The sequence below is a fragment of the Phenylobacterium sp. genome (assembly GCF_030680185.1).
GTDB lineage: Bacteria > Pseudomonadota > Alphaproteobacteria > Caulobacterales > Caulobacteraceae > Phenylobacterium.
The window spans coordinates 1-17,454 of record NZ_JAUXVZ010000034.1; the positions used below are offsets into that span (position 1 = coordinate 1).

At 67.2% G+C, this 17,454-nt stretch carries 16 protein-coding genes; 7 read left to right on the forward strand and 9 right to left on the reverse strand.

Going from position 1 to position 17,454, the window contains the following annotated elements; translation table 11 throughout:
* Positions 1 to 175 precede the first annotated feature (175 nt).
* Positions 176 to 1,267: a 3-deoxy-7-phosphoheptulonate synthase gene (locus Q8L83_RS07880; RefSeq protein WP_305285775.1), complete on the forward strand. Its 1,092-nt coding sequence runs from the start codon at positions 176 to 178 to the stop codon at positions 1,265 to 1,267.
* Positions 1,268 to 1,273: 6 nt separating this feature from the next.
* On the opposite strand, the gene Q8L83_RS07885 is transcribed toward Q8L83_RS07880, so the two are convergent.
* Together Q8L83_RS07885 and pdxH are read right to left on the reverse strand one after the other, a co-directional pair.
* Entirely contained in the window at positions 1,274 to 2,767 is a 1,494-nt protein-coding gene (locus Q8L83_RS07885; RefSeq protein WP_305285776.1) for a bifunctional aminoglycoside phosphotransferase/ATP-binding protein, read from the reverse strand.
* Between the two features lie 13 nt (positions 2,768 to 2,780).
* Positions 2,781 to 3,455 (reverse strand): pyridoxamine 5'-phosphate oxidase, encoded by a 675-nt coding sequence (pdxH, locus tag Q8L83_RS07890; RefSeq protein WP_305285777.1) that lies wholly within the window; start codon positions 3,453 to 3,455, stop codon positions 2,781 to 2,783.
* Positions 3,456 to 3,539: 84 nt separating this feature from the next.
* Here pdxH and Q8L83_RS07895 point away from each other — a divergent pair, with 84 nt between their 5' ends.
* Entirely contained in the window at positions 3,540 to 4,247 is a 708-nt protein-coding gene (locus Q8L83_RS07895; RefSeq protein WP_305285778.1) for a DnaJ C-terminal domain-containing protein, read from the forward strand.
* 3 nt (positions 4,248 to 4,250) lie between these two features.
* On the opposite strand, the gene Q8L83_RS07900 is transcribed toward Q8L83_RS07895, so the two are convergent.
* A complete protein-coding gene (locus tag Q8L83_RS07900) occupies positions 4,251 to 4,517 on the reverse strand; it encodes a hypothetical protein (protein ID WP_305285779.1) in 267 nt (88 codons plus the stop codon).
* Positions 4,518 to 4,626: 109 nt separating this feature from the next.
* On the opposite strand from Q8L83_RS07900, the gene aroC reads away from it, so the two are divergent.
* The 3 genes from aroC to Q8L83_RS07915 all read left to right on the forward strand — a co-directional run bounded on the left by aroC (position 4,627) and on the right by Q8L83_RS07915 (position 6,690).
* Positions 4,627 to 5,745: a chorismate synthase gene (aroC, locus tag Q8L83_RS07905; RefSeq protein WP_305285780.1), complete on the forward strand. Its 1,119-nt coding sequence runs from the start codon at positions 4,627 to 4,629 to the stop codon at positions 5,743 to 5,745.
* A 142-nt stretch (positions 5,746 to 5,887) separates the two neighbouring features.
* Positions 5,888 to 6,400 (forward strand): response regulator, encoded by a 513-nt coding sequence (locus Q8L83_RS07910; protein ID WP_305285781.1) that lies wholly within the window; start codon positions 5,888 to 5,890, stop codon positions 6,398 to 6,400.
* A 71-nt stretch (positions 6,401 to 6,471) separates the two neighbouring features.
* On the forward strand, positions 6,472 to 6,690 hold the full coding sequence (locus Q8L83_RS07915) for a hypothetical protein (RefSeq protein ID WP_305285783.1): 219 nt from the start codon (positions 6,472 to 6,474) through the stop codon (positions 6,688 to 6,690).
* A gap of 11 nt (positions 6,691 to 6,701) precedes the next feature.
* On the opposite strand, the gene Q8L83_RS07920 is transcribed toward Q8L83_RS07915, so the two are convergent.
* From Q8L83_RS07920 to queC, 3 genes are read right to left on the reverse strand one after another with little or no spacing between them, the layout of a single operon-like run.
* A complete protein-coding gene (locus Q8L83_RS07920; protein WP_305285785.1) occupies positions 6,702 to 7,073 on the reverse strand; it encodes a 6-carboxytetrahydropterin synthase in 372 nt (123 codons plus the stop codon).
* A gap of 38 nt (positions 7,074 to 7,111) precedes the next feature.
* The gene (gene queE / locus Q8L83_RS07925) at positions 7,112 to 7,744 is read right to left on the reverse strand and encodes a 7-carboxy-7-deazaguanine synthase (RefSeq protein WP_305285787.1); all 633 of its coding nucleotides are present in this window, start codon (positions 7,742 to 7,744) and stop codon (positions 7,112 to 7,114) included.
* Positions 7,741 to 8,472, reverse strand: coding sequence for a 7-cyano-7-deazaguanine synthase QueC (queC, locus tag Q8L83_RS07930; RefSeq protein WP_305285788.1), 732 nt, complete (start codon positions 8,470 to 8,472; stop codon positions 7,741 to 7,743). Before queC ends, queE begins: the two co-directional genes overlap by 4 nt.
* Positions 8,473 to 8,855: 383 nt before the next feature.
* Here queC and Q8L83_RS07935 point away from each other — a divergent pair, with 383 nt between their 5' ends.
* Positions 8,856 to 11,381, forward strand: coding sequence for a TonB-dependent receptor (locus tag Q8L83_RS07935; RefSeq protein WP_305285789.1), 2,526 nt, complete (start codon positions 8,856 to 8,858; stop codon positions 11,379 to 11,381).
* A gap of 152 nt (positions 11,382 to 11,533) precedes the next feature.
* Positions 11,534 to 12,637: a response regulator gene (locus Q8L83_RS07940; protein ID WP_305285790.1), complete on the forward strand. Its 1,104-nt coding sequence runs from the start codon at positions 11,534 to 11,536 to the stop codon at positions 12,635 to 12,637.
* Positions 12,638 to 12,706: 69 nt separating this feature from the next.
* On the opposite strand, the gene Q8L83_RS07945 is transcribed toward Q8L83_RS07940, so the two are convergent.
* The 3 genes from Q8L83_RS07945 to Q8L83_RS07955 form a co-directional block, all read right to left on the reverse strand.
* Positions 12,707 to 13,180 carry a DUF4168 domain-containing protein gene (locus tag Q8L83_RS07945; protein WP_305285791.1) on the reverse strand — a complete coding sequence of 158 codons (474 nt, stop codon included), beginning with the start codon at positions 13,178 to 13,180 and terminating at the stop codon, positions 12,707 to 12,709.
* A 151-nt stretch (positions 13,181 to 13,331) separates the two neighbouring features.
* Positions 13,332 to 15,434, reverse strand: a complete 2,103-nt coding sequence (locus tag Q8L83_RS07950) for a catalase (protein WP_305285792.1) — start codon at positions 15,432 to 15,434, stop codon at positions 13,332 to 13,334.
* A 99-nt stretch (positions 15,435 to 15,533) separates the two neighbouring features.
* Positions 15,534 to 17,357, reverse strand: coding sequence for an ATP-binding protein (locus tag Q8L83_RS07955; protein ID WP_305285793.1), 1,824 nt, complete (start codon positions 17,355 to 17,357; stop codon positions 15,534 to 15,536).
* Between the last annotated feature and the right edge of the window lie 97 nt (positions 17,358 to 17,454).

The window sequence follows — 17,454 nt, forward strand, 5'->3', positions numbered from 1 at the left end:
GAACGCCGCCACCTATCTCTTTTGGTATTTTGGCTATCCGACGCCCCTGGCGACGGACGGAGTTCTGCTGACGTGACCCAGACGTAAGACGAACCCCACCGCCGCCGCCGATCCGGCGGCTTTTTTTATGGCCCGTCGGACGGCTCCGCCCAAGAGTCCATCCAGAGAGCCATCCATGACCGCCACAGCGCCCCTCACCACCGACGACCTGCGGATCAACTCGATCAAGCCGCTCACGCCGCCGGCCGAGATCATGACCGCCCAGCCCCGCACCGACCGCGCCACCCGTACGGTGACCGGCGCGCGCAAGGCCGCCCAGGACATCATCCACGGCCGCGACGACCGCCTGCTGGTGGTCATCGGCCCCTGCTCTATCCACGATCCGGATGCGGCCATGGACTATGCGCGCCGGCTGGCGGCGGAGCGCGCGCGGTTCGCCGGCGAGCTGGAAATCCTGATGCGGGTCTATTTCGAAAAGCCGCGCACCACGGTGGGCTGGAAGGGGCTGATCAACGATCCCGGCCTGGACGGCGGGTTCCAGATTGACCAGGGCCTGCGGATCGCCCGCGGCCTGCTGGCCGACATCAACGACCTGGATCTGCCGGCGGCGTGCGAGTTCCTGGACGTCACCACGCCCCAGTACATCGCCGATCTGGTGGCCTGGGGCGCCATCGGGGCGCGGACCACCGAAAGCCAGATTCACCGGGAGCTGGCCTCGGGCCTCTCCTGCCCCGTGGGCTTCAAGAACGGCACCGACGGCAATGTGCAGATCGCCGTGGACGCGGTGCGCGCCGCCAGCCAGCCGCACCACTTCCTGGCCGTCACCAAGGAAGGCCGCTCGGCCATCGCCGCCACGACTGGCAACGGCGACTGCCATGTGGTGCTCCGCGGAGGCGCAGCGCCCAACTACGACGCCGCGAGCGTCGCGGCGGCCTGCGCCCTGATCGAGAAGGCGGGTCTGGCGCCCCGGCTGATGGTCGACGCCAGCCATGCCAACAGCCACAAGAAGCCGGAAAACCAGCCGGCCGTGGCCGCCGATCTCGCCGCGCGCCTGCGCGCGGGCGATCAGAGCGTCATGGGGGTGATGATCGAGAGCCATCTGGTGGCCGGCCGCCAGGATCTGGTCCCCGGCCAGCCCCTGACCTACGGCCAGTCGATCACCGATGGCTGCATCGGCTGGGCGGATTCCGTGGCGGTGCTGGAGAACCTGGCCAGCGCGGTCGCGGCGCGGCGCAAGGCTCTGGTCCGCGAGCCGGCCCAGGCCTGACGATGGTCAGACCGAGGTCTGGAGGTGGCTCCAGGCCTCGGCGGCCTCGGCAGCGGGGCCCGACGCATCGACGCGGGTCCAGGCGATGTCGCCGACCTCACGGTCGATCTGCATCTGCAGGGTCTCGACCGTGGCGTCCGAAGCGTCCCCGTGCCGCGTTCCGATGCGCGCAGCAAGGATTTCGGCCGGCGCCTCCAGCCAGATCCCGGCGAAAGGAACCCCTGCCCGACGGGCCAGGGCCTCGGCGCGGCCCCTCTGGTCCGGCGAGATGAAGGTCGCGTCCAGCACCACGGCGCGGCCGGCCGCCAGGGCCTGGCCCGCCTCGCTGAACAGGGTGTCGTAGACCTGCTCGTAGAAGCCCGGCCCATAGGCGCTGGCCGGCAGGCGACTGTCGGGCGGCACGCCCATCAGCCGCTTGCGAACCTCATCGGTCCGCAGCACCACCGCGCCAGGAGACGCCCCCAGCCCCGGCGCGATCAGCCGCGCGAAGGTGGACTTGCCCGTGCCCGACAGCCCCCCGACGGCCGCCAGGCTCGGCGGCGGCGGCGACAGGTGGGCGAGCGCGGTGTCCAGATAGGCGCTGGCCGCGCTGTCGTCCCCCGAATGGGCCCAGACATGGGCGCGGACGGCGGCGCGAACCGCCAGCATCAGCGGCAGGGCGGCCAGGCCGTCCCAAAGTTCGGGGCCGAAGCTGCGGGCCGCCTCGTCCAGATAGGCCGACAGCACCCGCACGGCGGCGTCGCGGCGGCGGCGGAAATCCAGATCCATCAGCAGGAAGGCGATGTCGTACTGGACGTCCACATCCGACAGGGTGTCGTTGAACTCGATGCAGTCGAACAGGATCGGCCGCCCGTCCTCCAGCAGGATGTTCCCCAGGTGGAGATCCCCATGGCAGTGACGGGCGAAGCCGCCCATGGCGCGGGCGTCCAGCAGCGCCTGATGCCGGAAGAAGGCCTCATTCGTCGCCGCCACCACCGCCTCGACCCGCTCTGCCCCCAGCCGCGGCGCCAACTCGCGCAGGAGATGGGCGTTGGAATCGATGGTGAACTTCAGCGCTCGCCCGCCACCGCCCTGGGGACGCAGCGGCGCCGTGGCATGGAAGCTGGCCACGGTTCGCCCGAGGCTGTCGGCCAGGCCGCCATCCACCGCCCAGGGCTGGGCGGCCAGCACGGCATGTTCGTCGAACCGGCGCATCTCCAGGGCGAACTCGACAGGCTCGCCCTCCCCGTCAAACTCCAGCCCCCCGTCGGCCGTCCGGCTGATGGTGCGCACCGTGCGGTAGATGTCCGGCGCCGCGGCCCGGTTGAAGCGCAATTCGCGGTCCAGCGCCCAGCGCCGCAGCTCCAGGGTGGAGTAGTCCAGATAGCCCAGCTCCACCCGGCGCTTGATCTTGAAGGCGCGCTCGGGCGTCAGGAAAACCCGGGCGCAGGCGGTGTCGATGCGGCGCTCGGCCTGGGCCTCCAGCCAACTGGCGACCTCGACCTCTTCGGGATCGGTCAAGACAGGGCGTCCGTCACGGATAGAGCCGCTCGGTGGTCCAGCCGCCGTTGGCCCGGGCGAAAACCAGCCGCTCGTGCAGGCGGAAAGGCCGGTCGCGCCAGAATTCGATGACCGAGGGCGTCAGGCGGAAGCCCGACCAATGGGGCGGCCGTTCGACCTTGCCGAGGCCAAACCGCAAACCCGTCTCGGCGATGCGCTTTTCCAGGGCCAGCCGATCAGGCAAAGGCCGCGACTGGCTCGAGGCCCAGGCGCCCAGCTGGGAGGCCCGCGCCCGGGTGGCGAAATAGGCGTCGGCCTCGGCCGCCGTCACCGGCGCGACCGAACCCCGCACCCGCACCTGACGGCGCAGCGATTTCCAGTGAAACAGCAGGGCGGCGCGGGGATTTTCCGCCAGTTGCCGGCCCTTGGCGCTTTCGAGGTTGGTGTAGAAGACGAACCCCTCGGGATCGACATCCTTCAGCAGCACCATGCGCACATCGGGCGCGCCGTCGGCGTCCGCCGTCGACAGGGCCATGGCGTTGGGATCGTTGGGCTCCTTGGCGCCGGCTTCGCGCAGCCATTCGGCGAACAGGACGAAGGGATCGTCCTCCGACAACAGCGGCGGCGGTTCGGCCTTCGTCACCTGGGCCACATAGTCGTCCTCGCTGGGCGAGGCAGGAATGAGGGAGTCTTCGGGAGTCTTTGACATGACCTGCGCCCTATAGCGCGCAGGCGCTCGTGCGTCAGGGGTTTAACGCGCCGTTGACGGCGCCTGGCCTAGGACTTTCGTCCTATGAGCGGGACCGATCAGCCCCTGACCACGCGCCGGGCGCGGGAGATGCTCGGCGTGGGCGCGGCCGCCTCGCCGGGCGAGCTGCGTCGCGCCTTTCGCAATCGGGCCAAGGCCGTTCACCCGGACCGATCCGGCGGCGACGCCGAAGCCTTTCGTCGCCTCGTGCAGGCCTATGACGCCCTTCGCAGCGCGCCAGCGTCTGAGATCCCCATCCGTCAACCGCCTAGCGTCCAGGCCCGACGGACGCCGGACGCCCCCGTGCTGCAGGTCAGCCCCACGCTCGCCGTTCAAGGCGGGGTGCTGGAGCATGTGATGGCCGATGAGCGGCGGGTGCGGATCACCGTTCCGGCCGGCCTTCGCCACGGCGATCGCCTGCGTGTGGGACGCGAGCTTCTTAGCGTGGCGATCCGCGGCGACGGCCGGCTGATCGTGCGGGGCAATGATCTGTGGGTCACAGCGACGCTGGACAGAACCCTGATGGATCAGGGTGGCCGAACCCGGGTGGAGACCCCGCTGGGTCCGCGGGATGTCTGGATCACGCAAAAGGCCGCGTCGCGCGGCCTCATACGGCTGGAGGGTGAAGGCCTGCCGGCCCGGGGGCGTCACCGGCAGGGGGACATGTTCATCCGCCTGCAGGCCGCTGGCGAAACGGCGTCGAGCGCGGCGCGCACCCTGCTTCGCCGGTTCGCAGCGGCCTGGGCGGCCTGAGCCTTAGTCGTCCTTATCGCGGTCGGTGATGTTGAACTGGGTGTCCAGCTCGAAATCATAGACGCCATCGGCGCACTTGGCGTCCTCGACCTCATAGCCCTCGAGCACACCGTCATCTTCTTCCCGCTCGATCTCGCGGGGATCGCTGCAGCCGACCGCCGACAGTGCGGCCATCACCTGCGCCCGCTCCTGAGCCGAAGGCGGCGCATCGGCGAGGCTGGCCGTGGCCGGCAGCATGAGGGCGGCGACTGAGAGGATCACGAGGCGCATGGGCTTGAACTCCTGTGTCGTTTTCATGCCTTAACAGCGCCCCTGAACCGTGAAGGTTCCCCACGCCGAGGGCGTGGCGCCCGGCGGGAAATGCGCTAAGACCGCCGCCATGTCGCACAACACATTTGGCCATCTGTTCCGCGTCACCACCTGGGGCGAAAGCCACGGCCCGGCCCTGGGCTGCGTCGTCGACGGATGTCCTGCGGGGCTTTCGCTGACGGCTGAAGACGTCCAGGTCTGGCTTGACCAGCGCAGGCCCGGCCAGGGTAAGTTCGTCACCCAGCGCCAGGAACCCGACGCCGTGCGCATCCTGTCGGGGGTGTTCGAGGACGACCGCACGGGCGGGCCCGTCACCACCGGCACGCCGATCTCGATGATGATCGACAACACCGATCAGCGCAGCCGCGACTATTCCGAGATCGCCCAGGCCTTCCGCCCGGGTCATGCCGACTACCCCTATTTCGCCAAGTACGGCGTGCGCGACTATCGCGGCGGCGGCCGGTCCTCGGCGCGCGAAACCGCCGCGCGGGTGGCGGCCGGCGCCGTGGCCCGCAAGATCCTGGCCGGCGTCACCATCCGCGCCGCCGTGGTCCAGATCGGCCCGCATGCGATCGACCGCAGCCGCTTCGACTGGGACGAGACCCGCAACAACCCCTTCTGGTGCCCGGACGCCGAGACGGTGGCAGTCTGGGAATCCCACCTGGAGAAGATCCGCAAGAGCGGCTCCTCCACCGGCGCCGTGGTCGAGGTCGAGGCCGTTGGCGTCCCGGCCGGCTGGGGGGCGCCCATCTATGGCAAGCTGGACGCCGAGTTGGCCGGCGCGCTGATGTCGATCAACGCCGCCAAGGGTGTCGAGATCGGAGCCGGCTTCGCCGCCGCCGCCCTGTCGGGCGAGGAAAACGCCGACGAGATGCGGATGGGCAATGATGGCCAGCCGGTCTTTTTGTCGAACATGGCCGGCGGCGTGCTCGGCGGCATCTCCACCGGCCAGGCGGTGAGCGCGCGCGTCGCGTTCAAGCCCACCTCCTCGATTCTGACCCCCCGGCGGAGCCTGAATGAGGCGGGCCAGGAGATCGAGCTTCGCACCAAGGGCCGACACGATCCCTGCGTGGGGATCCGCGCCGTGCCGGTCGTGGAGGCGATGACCGCCTGCGTTCTGGCCGACGCCTTCCTGCGCCACCGGGCCCAGGCCGGCGAGGCGCGGTTTACGCCCGGGCCGCACGTCTAGCCTTACAGGGCGCGCGCGGAACGACCTCAGAAATCGCCGGTTTTCCGCATTGACCCCGTCGATGACTTGCCTGAAATGAGCGGCTTCAAATTCGGCCCCCGCCGGAGCCTGAGCCGAGACACCGCCTCGAAAGACGGAAACCTTGCGCTACGAACTCCTGAGAGTCCTGCTGGTCGATGACAACCACCACATGCGGGTGCTGTTGACCGAGATTCTGCGGGCGATCGGCGTGGTCCATATCCACGAGGCCGCCGATGGCGCCGAGGGTCTGCAGGCACTGCGCAGCCACGCCATCGATATCGTCATGACCGACCTTTCGATGCAGCCCCTGGACGGCATCGACTTCGTGCGTCTGCTGCGCAATTCCGCCGACAGCCCCAATCAGATGATTCCGGTGGTCATGATCACCGGCCATTCGACCATGCGCCGGGTGGCCGAGGCCCGCGACGCCGGGGTCAATGAGTTCCTGGCCAAGCCGCTGACCGCCCGCGGCGTGCTGGAGCGGCTGAACCGCATCGTCGAGCATCCGCGGCCCTATATCCGCACCCAGGACTATTTCGGCCCTGACCGCCGCCGCCGCGCGGACCCCAATTTCAACGGCCCCTGGCGCCGCAACACCGACACCGCTGTGGCCCTGTCGCACCAGCTCGACTGAGCCTGGATCAGGTCGCCACCATTTGGTGATGTTTTGCGCGTCTTCTGACCTCTGACCTGGGGGGATTCACCATGAACGCGCCGATGCTGCTTCGCCTGAGCCTGATCGGCCTCTTGGGCCTCACCCAGGCCGGCTGCCTGGCCGCCGCCGTCGTGGGCACGACGGCGGGCGTGGCCATCGGCGTCACCGGAGCGGCCGTCGGGGCCACCGCCAAGGGTGTCGGCATGGCCGCAGGCGCCGTGATCCCGGACGGCGACGATGAGGACAAAGACGACCGGCGTCGCCGCTGAACGCCGCGAGTCTAGAGCGTCAGCGCGCAGCTTTCGCCGATGGTCGGCCGCGACACCTTGATCCGGGTCAGCCCGGGAAAGCCCGCCTTCAGCCGCTCGGCGAAATAGAGGCAGATGTTCTCCAGGGTCGGGCTCTCAAGCCCGGCCTTTTCGTTCAGCAGGCCATGGTCCAGTTCCAGGGCGACGGCGCGCAGGGCGCTGTCGAGCTCGGCCAGGTCAGCCACCCAGCCCATCGGGGCCTGGGGCGCGCCGCCGACCGTGGCCTCCACCTGGAAGGAGTGGCCATGCAGCCGCGTGTACGGGCTGTCGGCGGGACCATGGGGCAGGTAATGGGCCGCGTCGAAGGTCGCGACCTTGGTGATCTCGAAGATATGCGATGTCATTGGCGCGCTTAAGGGCGATCCGTCCAGCCGACCGGCCGTCAGGGAATGCCCAGATATTTGTGGGTTTGGACGCTTAAACGCCAACGGGGGTGGGCGAGGCAATAGGCGATCGCCGCCTCGGTGTTCGCCAGTCGGTCCGGACCGTCCATGGGCTGGAGATAGAAGCGCTCGAAATCCAGATCCGCAAAGCGCGCCGGATCGACGCCCGCCTGCGGAAAGACCAGCTTCAGTTCCTGTCCCGCGGTCTGCACCACGGGCACCTGCGCCTTGGGGCTGACGCAGACCCAGTCGATCCCGGAGGGGGCCGGCAGAGTGCCATTCGTCTCCACGGCGATTTCGAAGCCCCGGGCCTTGAAGGCGGCGATCAGCGGGGTATCCAGCTGCAGCAGCGGCTCGCCGCCGGTGCAGACCACCAGGCGATGGGCGGGCTCATCGCCCCAGGCGGCGGCGACCTCGTCGGCCAGTTCATCGGGCCCGGCGAACCGTCCGCCACCGGGGCCATCCATCCCCACGAAGTCGGTGTCGCAGAAGGTGCAGACCGCGCTCGCCCGATCTATTTCACGACCCGACCAGAGGTTACAGCCGGCGAAGCGACAGAAAACCGCCGGGCGGCCCGCCTGCCCCCCCTCCCCCTGCAGGGTCAGGAAGATCTCCTTGACCGCATAGCTCATGACGCAAGCTCTGGGCGGCCTTGGGCGACCCACTCGGTCCAGCCCCGGGCGCGCAGCTCGCAGGCCGGGCAATCGCCGCAGCCGTGGCCCCAGTCGTGGAGGGCGCCGCGGTCGCCGCGATAGCAGGTATGGCTCTCTTCGCAGATCAGCGCCACCAGGGCCTCACCGCCCAGGGACTTCGAGAGCGCCCAGGTCTCCGCCTTGGTGAGCGCCATCAGCGGGGTCTGGATGCGGAAGTCCTGCGCCATGCCCAGGTTCAGCGCGTGTTCCAGGGCGTCGATCGTGTCGCGGCGGCAGTCCGGATAGCCGGAGAAGTCGGTCTCGCACATGCCGCCCACCAGATCGCGAATCCCCCGCCGGTCGGCCACCGCCGCGCCATAGGTGAGAAAGACGAGGTTTCGGCCCGGCACGAAGGTCGATGGCAACCCCTTCTCGGTCACCTCGAAGGCGCGATCGGCGGTCATGGCGGTCTCGGTGATGGCGCCGAACCCTGTCAGGTCGATCAGATGGTCCTGGCCCAGCCGCGGCGCCCAGTCCGGGAACTGCGCCGCCATCGCCTGGCGCACTACCTGGCGGGCTTGCATTTCGACCGCGTGCCGCTGGCCATAGTCGAAGCCCACCGTCTCCACATGGTCGTAGCGCGCCAGGGCCCAGGCCAGGCAGACCGAGGAGTCCTGGCCGCCGGAAAACAGGACAAGGGCGCGGCGATCACGGGGGGCGTCTGTCATCGCCCCCATATGCGCGTCGAAGGTCCGCAGGGGAAGACCGGGCCGGTGCGGCCGAGCGTCCTCATCATCCGCCACATAGCGCCAAGCATAGAGGGCTTAGAATGTTTGGTACGCCTGTCGACGACGCGGGTCGAATCGCCGTTTCCGTTCTTCCGTAAGGGAACATACGGGATAACAACGGTCAGTTTTATACGCCGCGTTTGAAACCGCGGTATTTCCGCCACTTTTCCGCCTAACCCATCCCAAGTCGCCCCAAGTGAACAAGGTTCAGTTTGACGGAGACGTCAGTCAGGGCGAGGTTCGCGCCCGGCCGCCGCTCCCCCGGCGGCTGTTTTGTCTCAACTCGCAAACAAGGGCGGCGCCAAAGCCGCCTGGGAGGATCCATGCCGTCTTTGAAGAAGTCCGGTCTGCGCCGAAGCCTGGTCGCGACCGTGTCCCTGGCCGCCTTCGTCGCCAGCGCTGGATCGGCGCTCGCCCAGGCCCAGGCCGAACCCTACATGATCCAGGAACTGGTCATCACCGCTGAAAAGCGCGAGCAGGCCCTGCAGGATGTTCCCGTCGCCGTCTCGGCCTTCACCTCCCAGCAGCGTGACACCCAGGGCATCACCAACATCCAGGACTTCGTGAACTTCACGCCCGGGATGAACTATTCCGGCACCGACCGGGTCTCCCTGCGCGGCGCCGGCCGCAACACCTTCTATATCGGCAACGATCCCGGCGTGGCCGCCTATTCCGACGGCTTCTATTCGGCGAGTTCGTCGGAGCTGTTCAAGACCCCGCTGTTCATCGAGCGCACCGAAATCCTCCGCGGTCCCCAGGGCACCCTCTATGGCCGCAACGCCATGGGCGGGGCGATCAATCAGGTGTCCAAGCGCCCGTCGCAGGACTTCTCCGGCGAGATCCGCGCCGCGGTCGGCAATTACGAATACACCCGCATTGAGGGCGTCGTTTCGCTCCCGGTGGCCGACAATCTCCGCTTCAAGGTCGGCGGCAACCAGGAATGGCAGCGCCGCGGCTTCATCGAAAACATCGGCAGCGCCAATGAAGGCGCCTCGATCAAGCGCACCTATTTCGAGGCCCAGGTGGAGGCCGAGCTTGGCGACAGCGTCGATGTCTGGGTTCGCTACAACCGCTCCAATTGGGACGACAGCCTCGGCGTCGGCGACCGCCTGACCAATCTGGTCAGCCCCTACGACACCACCCGGGCCTTCCAGCCGATCGGCGGGCTGGTGACCAACTTCCAGTTCGGCGAGACCGTGGTGAACCCCGGCGTCGCAGACCCGTACGTCCAGAACACCAATCGCGACGGCTATGGCGCCCTGCGGGGCAACCATGTGCTGACTGGCCAGATCACCTGGGACCTGGGCTTCGCCGACCTCCGATACATCGGCGGCTTCCAGCAGTACGACTATCAAACCGGCGGCGACTACGACAACACCAGCCGCACCGCGCCCATCACCGTGGCCGGCGTACCTGGCGTCTATGTGGACTACACCACCGACTTCTACGAGAAGAAGAAGTACTATTCCAACGAGCTGAACCTGACCTCCAATTCGGATGGTCCGCTCAACTGGATCCTCGGCCTATATCAATACAACGAGGATCATGGGCAGCGCATCCAGCTGGGCAACCCCCAGCAGTCTCAGATGTCGAACCCCTGCTATTTCGGCGGGGCGACCAACCCCTGCATCCCCGCGCCGGCCAATCCGAGCCGCAACTTCGCCGACAACATCGCCGACCTGAACTCCAAGGCCTATGCGGTCTTCGGCCAGTTCACCTACGCGTTCAGCGACGCCTGGGCGCTGACCACCGGCCTGCGCTACACCAAGGATGAGAAGGACGGCTTCGAGAGCCAGCGCCTGGTGCTCTATTCGCCGGCGGGTCCCTTCGGGCCTGTGGCGGGCGGACTATTTGCCTATGACGTCTCGACCGACCTTCAGCCCGGCACGCCGGGCGTGCAGAACAGCCGCGTCCTGTCCAACAGCTGGGATGCGGTCACCGGGGTGGTAAACCTCGACTGGACCCCGGACGACGACAGCCTGTTCTACGCCAAGTACAGCCGCGGCTATAAGTCGGGCGGCTTCCTGCTGGGGACGCTGGCGCCCAATCCGGAAGGCGACGCCGAATTCGTCAACGCATACGAGCTGGGCATGAAGAAGACGATCGCCCGCCAGCTGATCGTCAACGCCTCGCTCTATTACAACGACTACACCGACCTGCAGCTGAACCTGCAGCAGCTGAACGCGGCGGGCACGGCAGCGGCCAACAACTTCATCAATGTGGACGCCCGCGCCTATGGCCTGGAACTGGAAACCATCTGGGAACCCAGCCGCAATCTCCAGGTCTCGGTCAGCTACGGCTATCTGAACACCGAGATCACCCGCGGCTGCTGCTTCTATGATCCGGCCGATCCCAGCGCCCTGCTGCCCCAGGCGCAACCGGCCGGCGGTACGGCGGTCCAGAATGGGGTGCTGCTGGTCTTCCAGGATCTGGAGGGCTCGCGGCTATTCCAGTCCCCGGAACACAAGGTGGCGATGAACGCCAACTATACCTGGGACTTCGGACCTGGGTCGTTGATCGCCTCGGGCACGGCCTTCTGGACCGACGAGACCATCTACCAGCCCTTCGACAACCCCGCCTTTGCGGTGCCGGCCTATACGGTCGCCGACTTCCGCCTGATCTGGCGCGATATCGAGGACCGCTATTCGCTGATCGGATTTGTGAAGAACGCCTTCGAGGAAGAGGGCTTCACCTCCACCGGATCGACCAACCCGACGGCGGTCTTCGGCAATCCCAATCCGGGCCTGGTGGTGGGTGGCCAGACCTATCTGCGCCAGACCGGATCGGCGATCACCCGTGGCCTGATCCAGCCGCGGACCTTCGGCCTGGAGCTTCAGTACCGCTTCTAAAGATTGCAGATCGCGATCAGGGCGGGGCGGCGGGGAGACCTGCCGCCCCGCTTTGCGTTTTTACGCCTGCGTCAAACAGACCCGCCCAACTTAACGTCTCTGAAAAGGGTTCCCTCCATCCTGAGTGGAAGATTCAACGGTCCCGGCTACCCATGCCTCTCTCCGACTTCTTCCTCGATCGCGTTACGGAAGAGATCCGCGTCCAGCTTGAGGGCGTGTTGGCGCTTACCGACCGACTGAGCCGCCAGCACCTCAACGCCGACGCCCAGGCCTGTGTTGACGGCGTGGATGAAGCGGCGACCGCCGTCTGCCGCCTGCTGGCCGCCACCCAGGATCTGAAGACCGCCGCCGAGCAGCGGCTCAGCCTCAAGCCCGAGCCGCGCCTGCTCCGCGATCTGATGGACGAGGTGCAGGAGCGCTGGATCAGCCGCGCCCGGGAGAGCGGCGTCACCCTGCTGGTGTCGTATGAGGGAGATCCGGCGGCCGCCGCCCTAGTCGATCCGCATCGACTGCATCAGGTTTTCGACGGCTTCATCGGACAGGCCATCTCCAGCGTCCATCGCGGCGCGGTCGAGGCCTCGCTTCGCGTCAGCGCGCAATCTGGCGAGGCGCTTCGCCTCGAAGGTCGCGTCCGTGGCGCCGGCGAGGTGATGCATCAGGGCCTTTCAGGCAGCATCGAGGACATCGACGCCCGCTTCGGCCTGGAAACCGCCATTGGCGCGGCCCTGGCCCAGAACATCCTGGCGAGCCTTGACGGCGCCCAGCATACCGAGAGCAACGCCGGCGGCGGCGAGACCGCCGTCTTCGTCCTCGACGCCCCCTGCGCGCCCAAGGCCGAGGCGGCGCAACCCGAATCCGCCGCAGACCGCGCGGCTCACATCCTGATCGTCGACGACAACGCCACCAACCGCATGGTGGCAGAGACCCTCTGCGAAATGTTCGACTGCACGGCCGAGACCGCCGTGGATGGGGTCGAGGCCGTGGAACTGGCCAGGACCGGCCGCTTCGACCTGATCCTGATGGATATCAAGATGCCGCGCATGGACGGGGTGGCCGCCACCCGCGCCATCCGGGCGTTGGCCGGCCCGGCCGCGCAGACCCCCATCATCGCCCTGACGGCCAACGCCGATCCCGAGGATGCGGCCGCCTATATCGCCGCCGGCATGATCGGCGTGGTGGAAAAGCCGATGAAGCCTGAAAACCTGCTGCGCGCCCTGCAACAGGCGCTCGAGGGCAGCACGGCCCGCGCCGCCTGACATTCCGGCCAACGAAAAGGCGCGGCCCTGATGGACCGCGCCCTATGTCGCCTGATCGCGATCAGGCTTTTACATGTCCGGCTCGCTCTCGGCGGCCTCGACATTGGCTGAGGCGTCAGCGGCGGCGCCAGCATCGGCCTGCATGGCCTGGCCGATCCGGGCACGAAGCTCAGCATCGGTCTGAGCGGCCGCAGCGATCTGGTTGTATTCGGTCGCCGTCAGGCCAGAGTCTTCGACCGCGGCAGTCATCTTCGAGGTCATTTCCTGCTGCAGAGCCGTCTGAGCGGTAGCGTCGGCTTCGGCGGCGACCTTGGCGCCGTACTCTTCATTGAGCGCCTGGACGTCCGTCATGGCTTCGGCGAAGTCCTCGACCTGGGCGTCGGTAAAGCCCGCGCCGCTGGCGGCCGGCTCAGTGGCCATGGCGCTCGCGGCGGCCTCATCCGACATGGTCGCATCGACGCCCGCATCCTGAGCGAAAGCGGCCGGCGCGGTCATCAGAGCCAGCGCGGCGCCGGCGGCGAAAAACTTGGTCTTGAGGGTCATTTTCAGAGTCTCCTGTTGTGTCCACTCACATCACAAACCGGTGAACCCGGAAAAAGGTTGCGTCTCTGAGGCAAATTTATCACGCCGCCGTGATGGCGGATGACGCGCCTGGGGAGATGCCCGAAGCCCTCCCCAGGCGCATCCGGGCCGCCTACTGGAGGGCCGCCGCGTCCAGGTCGACCTTCATCTCCCGCGCCCACAGGCGGATGGCGCGACAGGCCTCGACAAAGGTCTTGGCGTCCTTGGCCGACTCGAGCGCGATGAAGCCTTCATCCATGTCCTCGGCTACGCCGGCCTTGTCGAACAGGACGGCCGCGGCCTCGGTATGGGCGATGAACTTGCAATGGGCGAAGGCGTCATTGACGAAGTCCTTGGCCGTCTTGTCCTTGGAGAGGATGGCGGCCCCCTCCTCCGACACCAGCACGGCGACGGCGTCATAGAGCACTGACGGTCCGCCATCGATCTTCTGATCGGCCGGCAGCAGGGCGCCGTCGGAGAGCTTCACCCCGCCGATGTGAGGCGCGATCACTTCGAAGATGGCGCCCTCGGCGGCGATGGCGTCAGTGAGCGCCTTGAAGAGGCTCGCATCGGCGCCGTCGGTCATCAGGAGCCCGAATTTGCGACCCTCGAACTTCGGCAGGGGTCGCTTCAGCATGCTGAGCGCGTCGGAGGCCGGCAGGTCGGTCACCACCGGCCGCGCCGGCTTCAGGGCGGCGGGCATCTTGGCAAGGCCAAGGCCGGTGGCGACCGTCTTGGCGAGGCCTTCGTCGATATTGCGCAGGTGCCCGACCATGCGCTCGCGGATGTCGAGCCGATCAACCTTGCTGAGCTCGAACACCAGGGCGTCGCCCATGTGCTTTTGCTCGATCGGAGTCTGGCTGACGAAGAACTGCCGGGCCTGGCTGTAGTGATCGGCGAAGGTCTCGGCGCGGATCTGGCGGGTCTCGCCAGATTCGGCCGCGGCGAAATGCGGATAACCCCGCTCCGGGCTCTCCCGGGGTCCACTCTGTTCGCCCCAGCTGTTGGGCTCGTAATTGGCGCGGCCGACGGGATTGCGCATGGCCATGTGGCCATCCTGCTGGAAGTTGTGGACCGGACAGCGGGGCGCGTTCACCGGGATGTGGGTGAAGTTCGGGCCACCCAGGCGCTTCAGCTGGGTGTCGAGATAGGAGAAGTTCCGGCCCTGCAGCAGGGGATCGTTGGTGAAGCCGATGCCCGGCACCACGTTCTGGGTGCAGAAGGCGACCTGCTCGGTCTCGGCGAAGAAGTTCTGGACGTTGTTGTCCAGCACCATGCGGCCGACGATCCGCACCGGAACTCGCTCTTCGGGGATGATCTTGGTGGGATCGAGAACGTCGAACTCGAATTCATCGGCGAAGGCCTCGTCGAAGACCTGGACGCCCAGTTCCCATTCCGGCGGCGTGGCGCTCTCGACGGCGTCCCACAGGTCGCGGCGATGGAAGTCAGGATCGGCGCCATTGATCTTCAGCGCCTCGTTCCACAGCACCGACTGCAGCCCGAGCTTGGGCTTCCAGTGGAACTTGACGAAGCTCGACTTGCCCTCGGCGTTGATGAACCGGAAGGTGTGGACGCCGAAGCCTTCCATGAAGCGCAGGGACCGCGGGATCGCTCGGTCGGACATGGCCCACATGATCATGTGCATGGACTCTGGGCTCAGGGTGATGAAGTCCCAGAAGTTGTCGTGCGCGGTCTGGGCCTGCGGGAAGCCACGGTCGGGCGCCGGCTTGGCCGCATGGATCAGGTCGGGGAACTTGATGGCGTCCTGGATGAAGAAGACCGGGATGTTGTTGCCCACCAGGTCCCAGTTGCCCTCCTGGGTGTAGAACTTCACCGCAAAGCCGCGCACGTCCCGGGGCAGGTCCGGCGAGCCCTTGGCGCCAGCCACGGTGGAGAAGCGCACGAAGACCGGCGTCCGCTGGCCCGCCTTCTGGAAGGGATCGGCGCGGGTCAGGTCGCTCAGCGATTCCGTCGCCTCGAAATAGCCGTGCACACCGAAGCCCCGCGCATGGACCACCCGTTCGGGAATCCGCTCATGGTCGAAGTGGAAGAGTTTTTCGCGCAGATGGAAATCGTCCAGCAGGGTCGGGCCGCGGGCGCCGATTTTCAGGCTGTTCTGGTCATCGGCGACCGGAACGCCCTGCTGGGTGGTCAGGACGGGGGTGTCGCCAGAGGCGGTCTGGTGGGTTTCGCCTCCCGCGCCCGGGTTGCGCTTCCCGTAGATGTCGTCGGCCATGGCGTGTGTCCTCCTCTGGAGCCGACCCAGAAGCGCGCGAGACGAGAGAAGGGTTCATACAAACCTGAAGGCGAGCCCGAGACGGGCGGCCGTCGCGTATCAGGCGCTGCGGGACACGCTCGCCGAACGGGCTGCCGCGCCAGTTCTGGCGACCCTCAAGGCCTGTTCGATCTGCCGCATCAACGGGCCGAGCTGGACGGGCTTTGCGGCGACGCCGTCCATGCCAATCCCCAGATAGAGCTGGGTCTCATGGATCATGACACTGGCGGTCAGGGCCAGGATGGGGGTCCGCGGCCGGCCGGTCTCCAGCTCAGCGGCGCGGATCGCCTTGGTGGCGTCCATGCCATCCATGCCGGGCATGTGGATGTCCATCAGCACCAGATCCCAGCCGCCGTCACTCCAGGCCTGGACTGCCTCGTGGCCGTCGGCCGCCTGGCCGCAGTTCAGCCCCTGGCTTTCGAGGAGGGTCTTGAGGACCATGCGGTTGGCGCCGTTGTCGTCGACGATCAGGATCCGACGGCCACGGACACCCTCGGCCGGCGGCTGCACGGCCGCCAGATCCGCCGCCGAAACCGGCGCGATCCGCGGCATGGGCAGAGCCAGCGTGAACGTCGTTCCGACTCCTGGCTGGCTCTGGAAGCTGATCTTGCCCCCCATCAACGCGACGAGATCGCGGCAGATGGCCAGACCAAGGCCGGTCCCGCCGCTGCGCCGGGTATTGGAGGCGTCGGCCTGGACGAACTTGTCGAAGATGGTGTCCTGGTGATCCAGGGGAATGCCGATGCCGGTATCGGCGACCTCGCAGGTCAGTTGCGTCGCGTCCCCGCCGATGCGCACCGAGATCGAGCCGGACTCCGTGAACTTCAGGGCGTTGGAGATCAGGTTGCTGATCACCTGGCGCAGACGCACCTCGTCGCCCAGACGTCGCCCGCAAGCCTCCGGCTCGAGGTCGAGCGTGAAGGTGAGCCCGCGCTCGGCGGCGATCTGGCCATAGAGGACGCCCAAGGGGCTAATGAGGCGGTCGAGGTCGAACTCCGCGGCGGTGATGGTCATCTCGCCGGCCTCGATCCGGGCGATATCCAGCACGGCGTTGAGGATATCCAGAAGGTTCGAGGCGGAGTCCTGCACCACACCCAGGCGTTCCCGCTGGAGGGCTGGCAGGTCGTCCAGGGCCATGACCTGAACCATGCCCAACACCCCGTTGAGGGGCGTCCGGATTTCATGACTCATGGTCGCCAGAAACTCGCTCTTGGTGCGATCGGCGGCGCGGGCGGCCACGGCCAAAGCCTGGGCCTCTCGGGTCAGGGCCTGGTTCCGCGTCAGTTCGTTGCGGAGGGCGACATTGAGCTCGTCCGTGGCCAGTCGGGCGCGGATTTCCCGCATCACGGCGCCCCGCATCAAAGTCGACATGCCCAGGGCGGCAAACATGCCCGCCACGCCGACATAGGCGTAGTGGCCGATCAGGTGGCCAGGCGCTGCGCGGGCCATCAGCACCATGCCGATAAAGGCCGCCAGGGTGCTCACATAGGCGACCCGACGGGTCGGCGCAGCGATCGCGAAGACCAGGGCCATGAGCACGAAATAGAACAGCTTCAGGGCTTCGAAGTGGATGCTCAGATAGGCGACCACATTGACCATGAAGAGGGCGTTCATCGCCAAGGCTGTCGCCTCAAGAACCCCAAGTCGCCGGGGCTGCTTCAGCCAGCGCCAGGCGAGCAGGCCCATGACCATGGCCACCACCGACAGCCCCGTCAGGATCACCAGGGCTCGGCCGGTCTCGAAGAACGGATGCGACGCGCTGACCAGGGCGTAATAGATCGCCGCCGCCAGCACATAGGTGCGCAGAACCGGCGTCTGGGACTGGGCCAGAACCTCAGGAGAGACTGTAATATCGGCCGGCTTGCGGGCCGTGAGCTTGAGCAAGGTGAGCCTCGGCGTCTGGCGAAACGCCGAACAATGGCATGCCAATGCCTACGAATTGATTTCCTTGGGAAACACGTCTCCCGGGTTGAACATCGCT

What these genes read in the sequence shown, in the direction of transcription:
- Q8L83_RS07880 (WP_305285775.1), top strand. Translation starts at nt 176, where the DNA reads ATGACCGCCACAGCGCCCCTCACCACCGACGACCTGCGGATCAACTCG.
- pdxH (WP_305285777.1), bottom strand. Translation starts at nt 3,455, where the DNA reads ATGTCAAAGACTCCCGAAGACTCCCTCATTCCTGCCTCGCCCAGCGAG.
- Q8L83_RS07895 (WP_305285778.1), top strand. Translation starts at nt 3,540, where the DNA reads ATGAGCGGGACCGATCAGCCCCTGACCACGCGCCGGGCGCGGGAGATG.
- Q8L83_RS07900 (WP_305285779.1), bottom strand. Translation starts at nt 4,517, where the DNA reads ATGCGCCTCGTGATCCTCTCAGTCGCCGCCCTCATGCTGCCGGCCACG.
- aroC (WP_305285780.1), top strand. Translation starts at nt 4,627, where the DNA reads ATGTCGCACAACACATTTGGCCATCTGTTCCGCGTCACCACCTGGGGC.
- Q8L83_RS07915 (WP_305285783.1), top strand. Translation starts at nt 6,472, where the DNA reads ATGAACGCGCCGATGCTGCTTCGCCTGAGCCTGATCGGCCTCTTGGGC.
- Q8L83_RS07920 (WP_305285785.1), bottom strand. Translation starts at nt 7,073, where the DNA reads ATGACATCGCATATCTTCGAGATCACCAAGGTCGCGACCTTCGACGCG.
- queE (WP_305285787.1), bottom strand. Translation starts at nt 7,744, where the DNA reads ATGAGCTATGCGGTCAAGGAGATCTTCCTGACCCTGCAGGGGGAGGGG.
- queC (WP_305285788.1), bottom strand. Translation starts at nt 8,472, where the DNA reads ATGACAGACGCCCCCCGTGATCGCCGCGCCCTTGTCCTGTTTTCCGGC.
- Q8L83_RS07935 (WP_305285789.1), top strand. Translation starts at nt 8,856, where the DNA reads ATGCCGTCTTTGAAGAAGTCCGGTCTGCGCCGAAGCCTGGTCGCGACC.
- Q8L83_RS07940 (WP_305285790.1), top strand. Translation starts at nt 11,534, where the DNA reads ATGCCTCTCTCCGACTTCTTCCTCGATCGCGTTACGGAAGAGATCCGC.
- Q8L83_RS07945 (WP_305285791.1), bottom strand. Translation starts at nt 13,180, where the DNA reads ATGACCCTCAAGACCAAGTTTTTCGCCGCCGGCGCCGCGCTGGCTCTG.
- Q8L83_RS07950 (WP_305285792.1), bottom strand. Translation starts at nt 15,434, where the DNA reads ATGGCCGACGACATCTACGGGAAGCGCAACCCGGGCGCGGGAGGCGAA.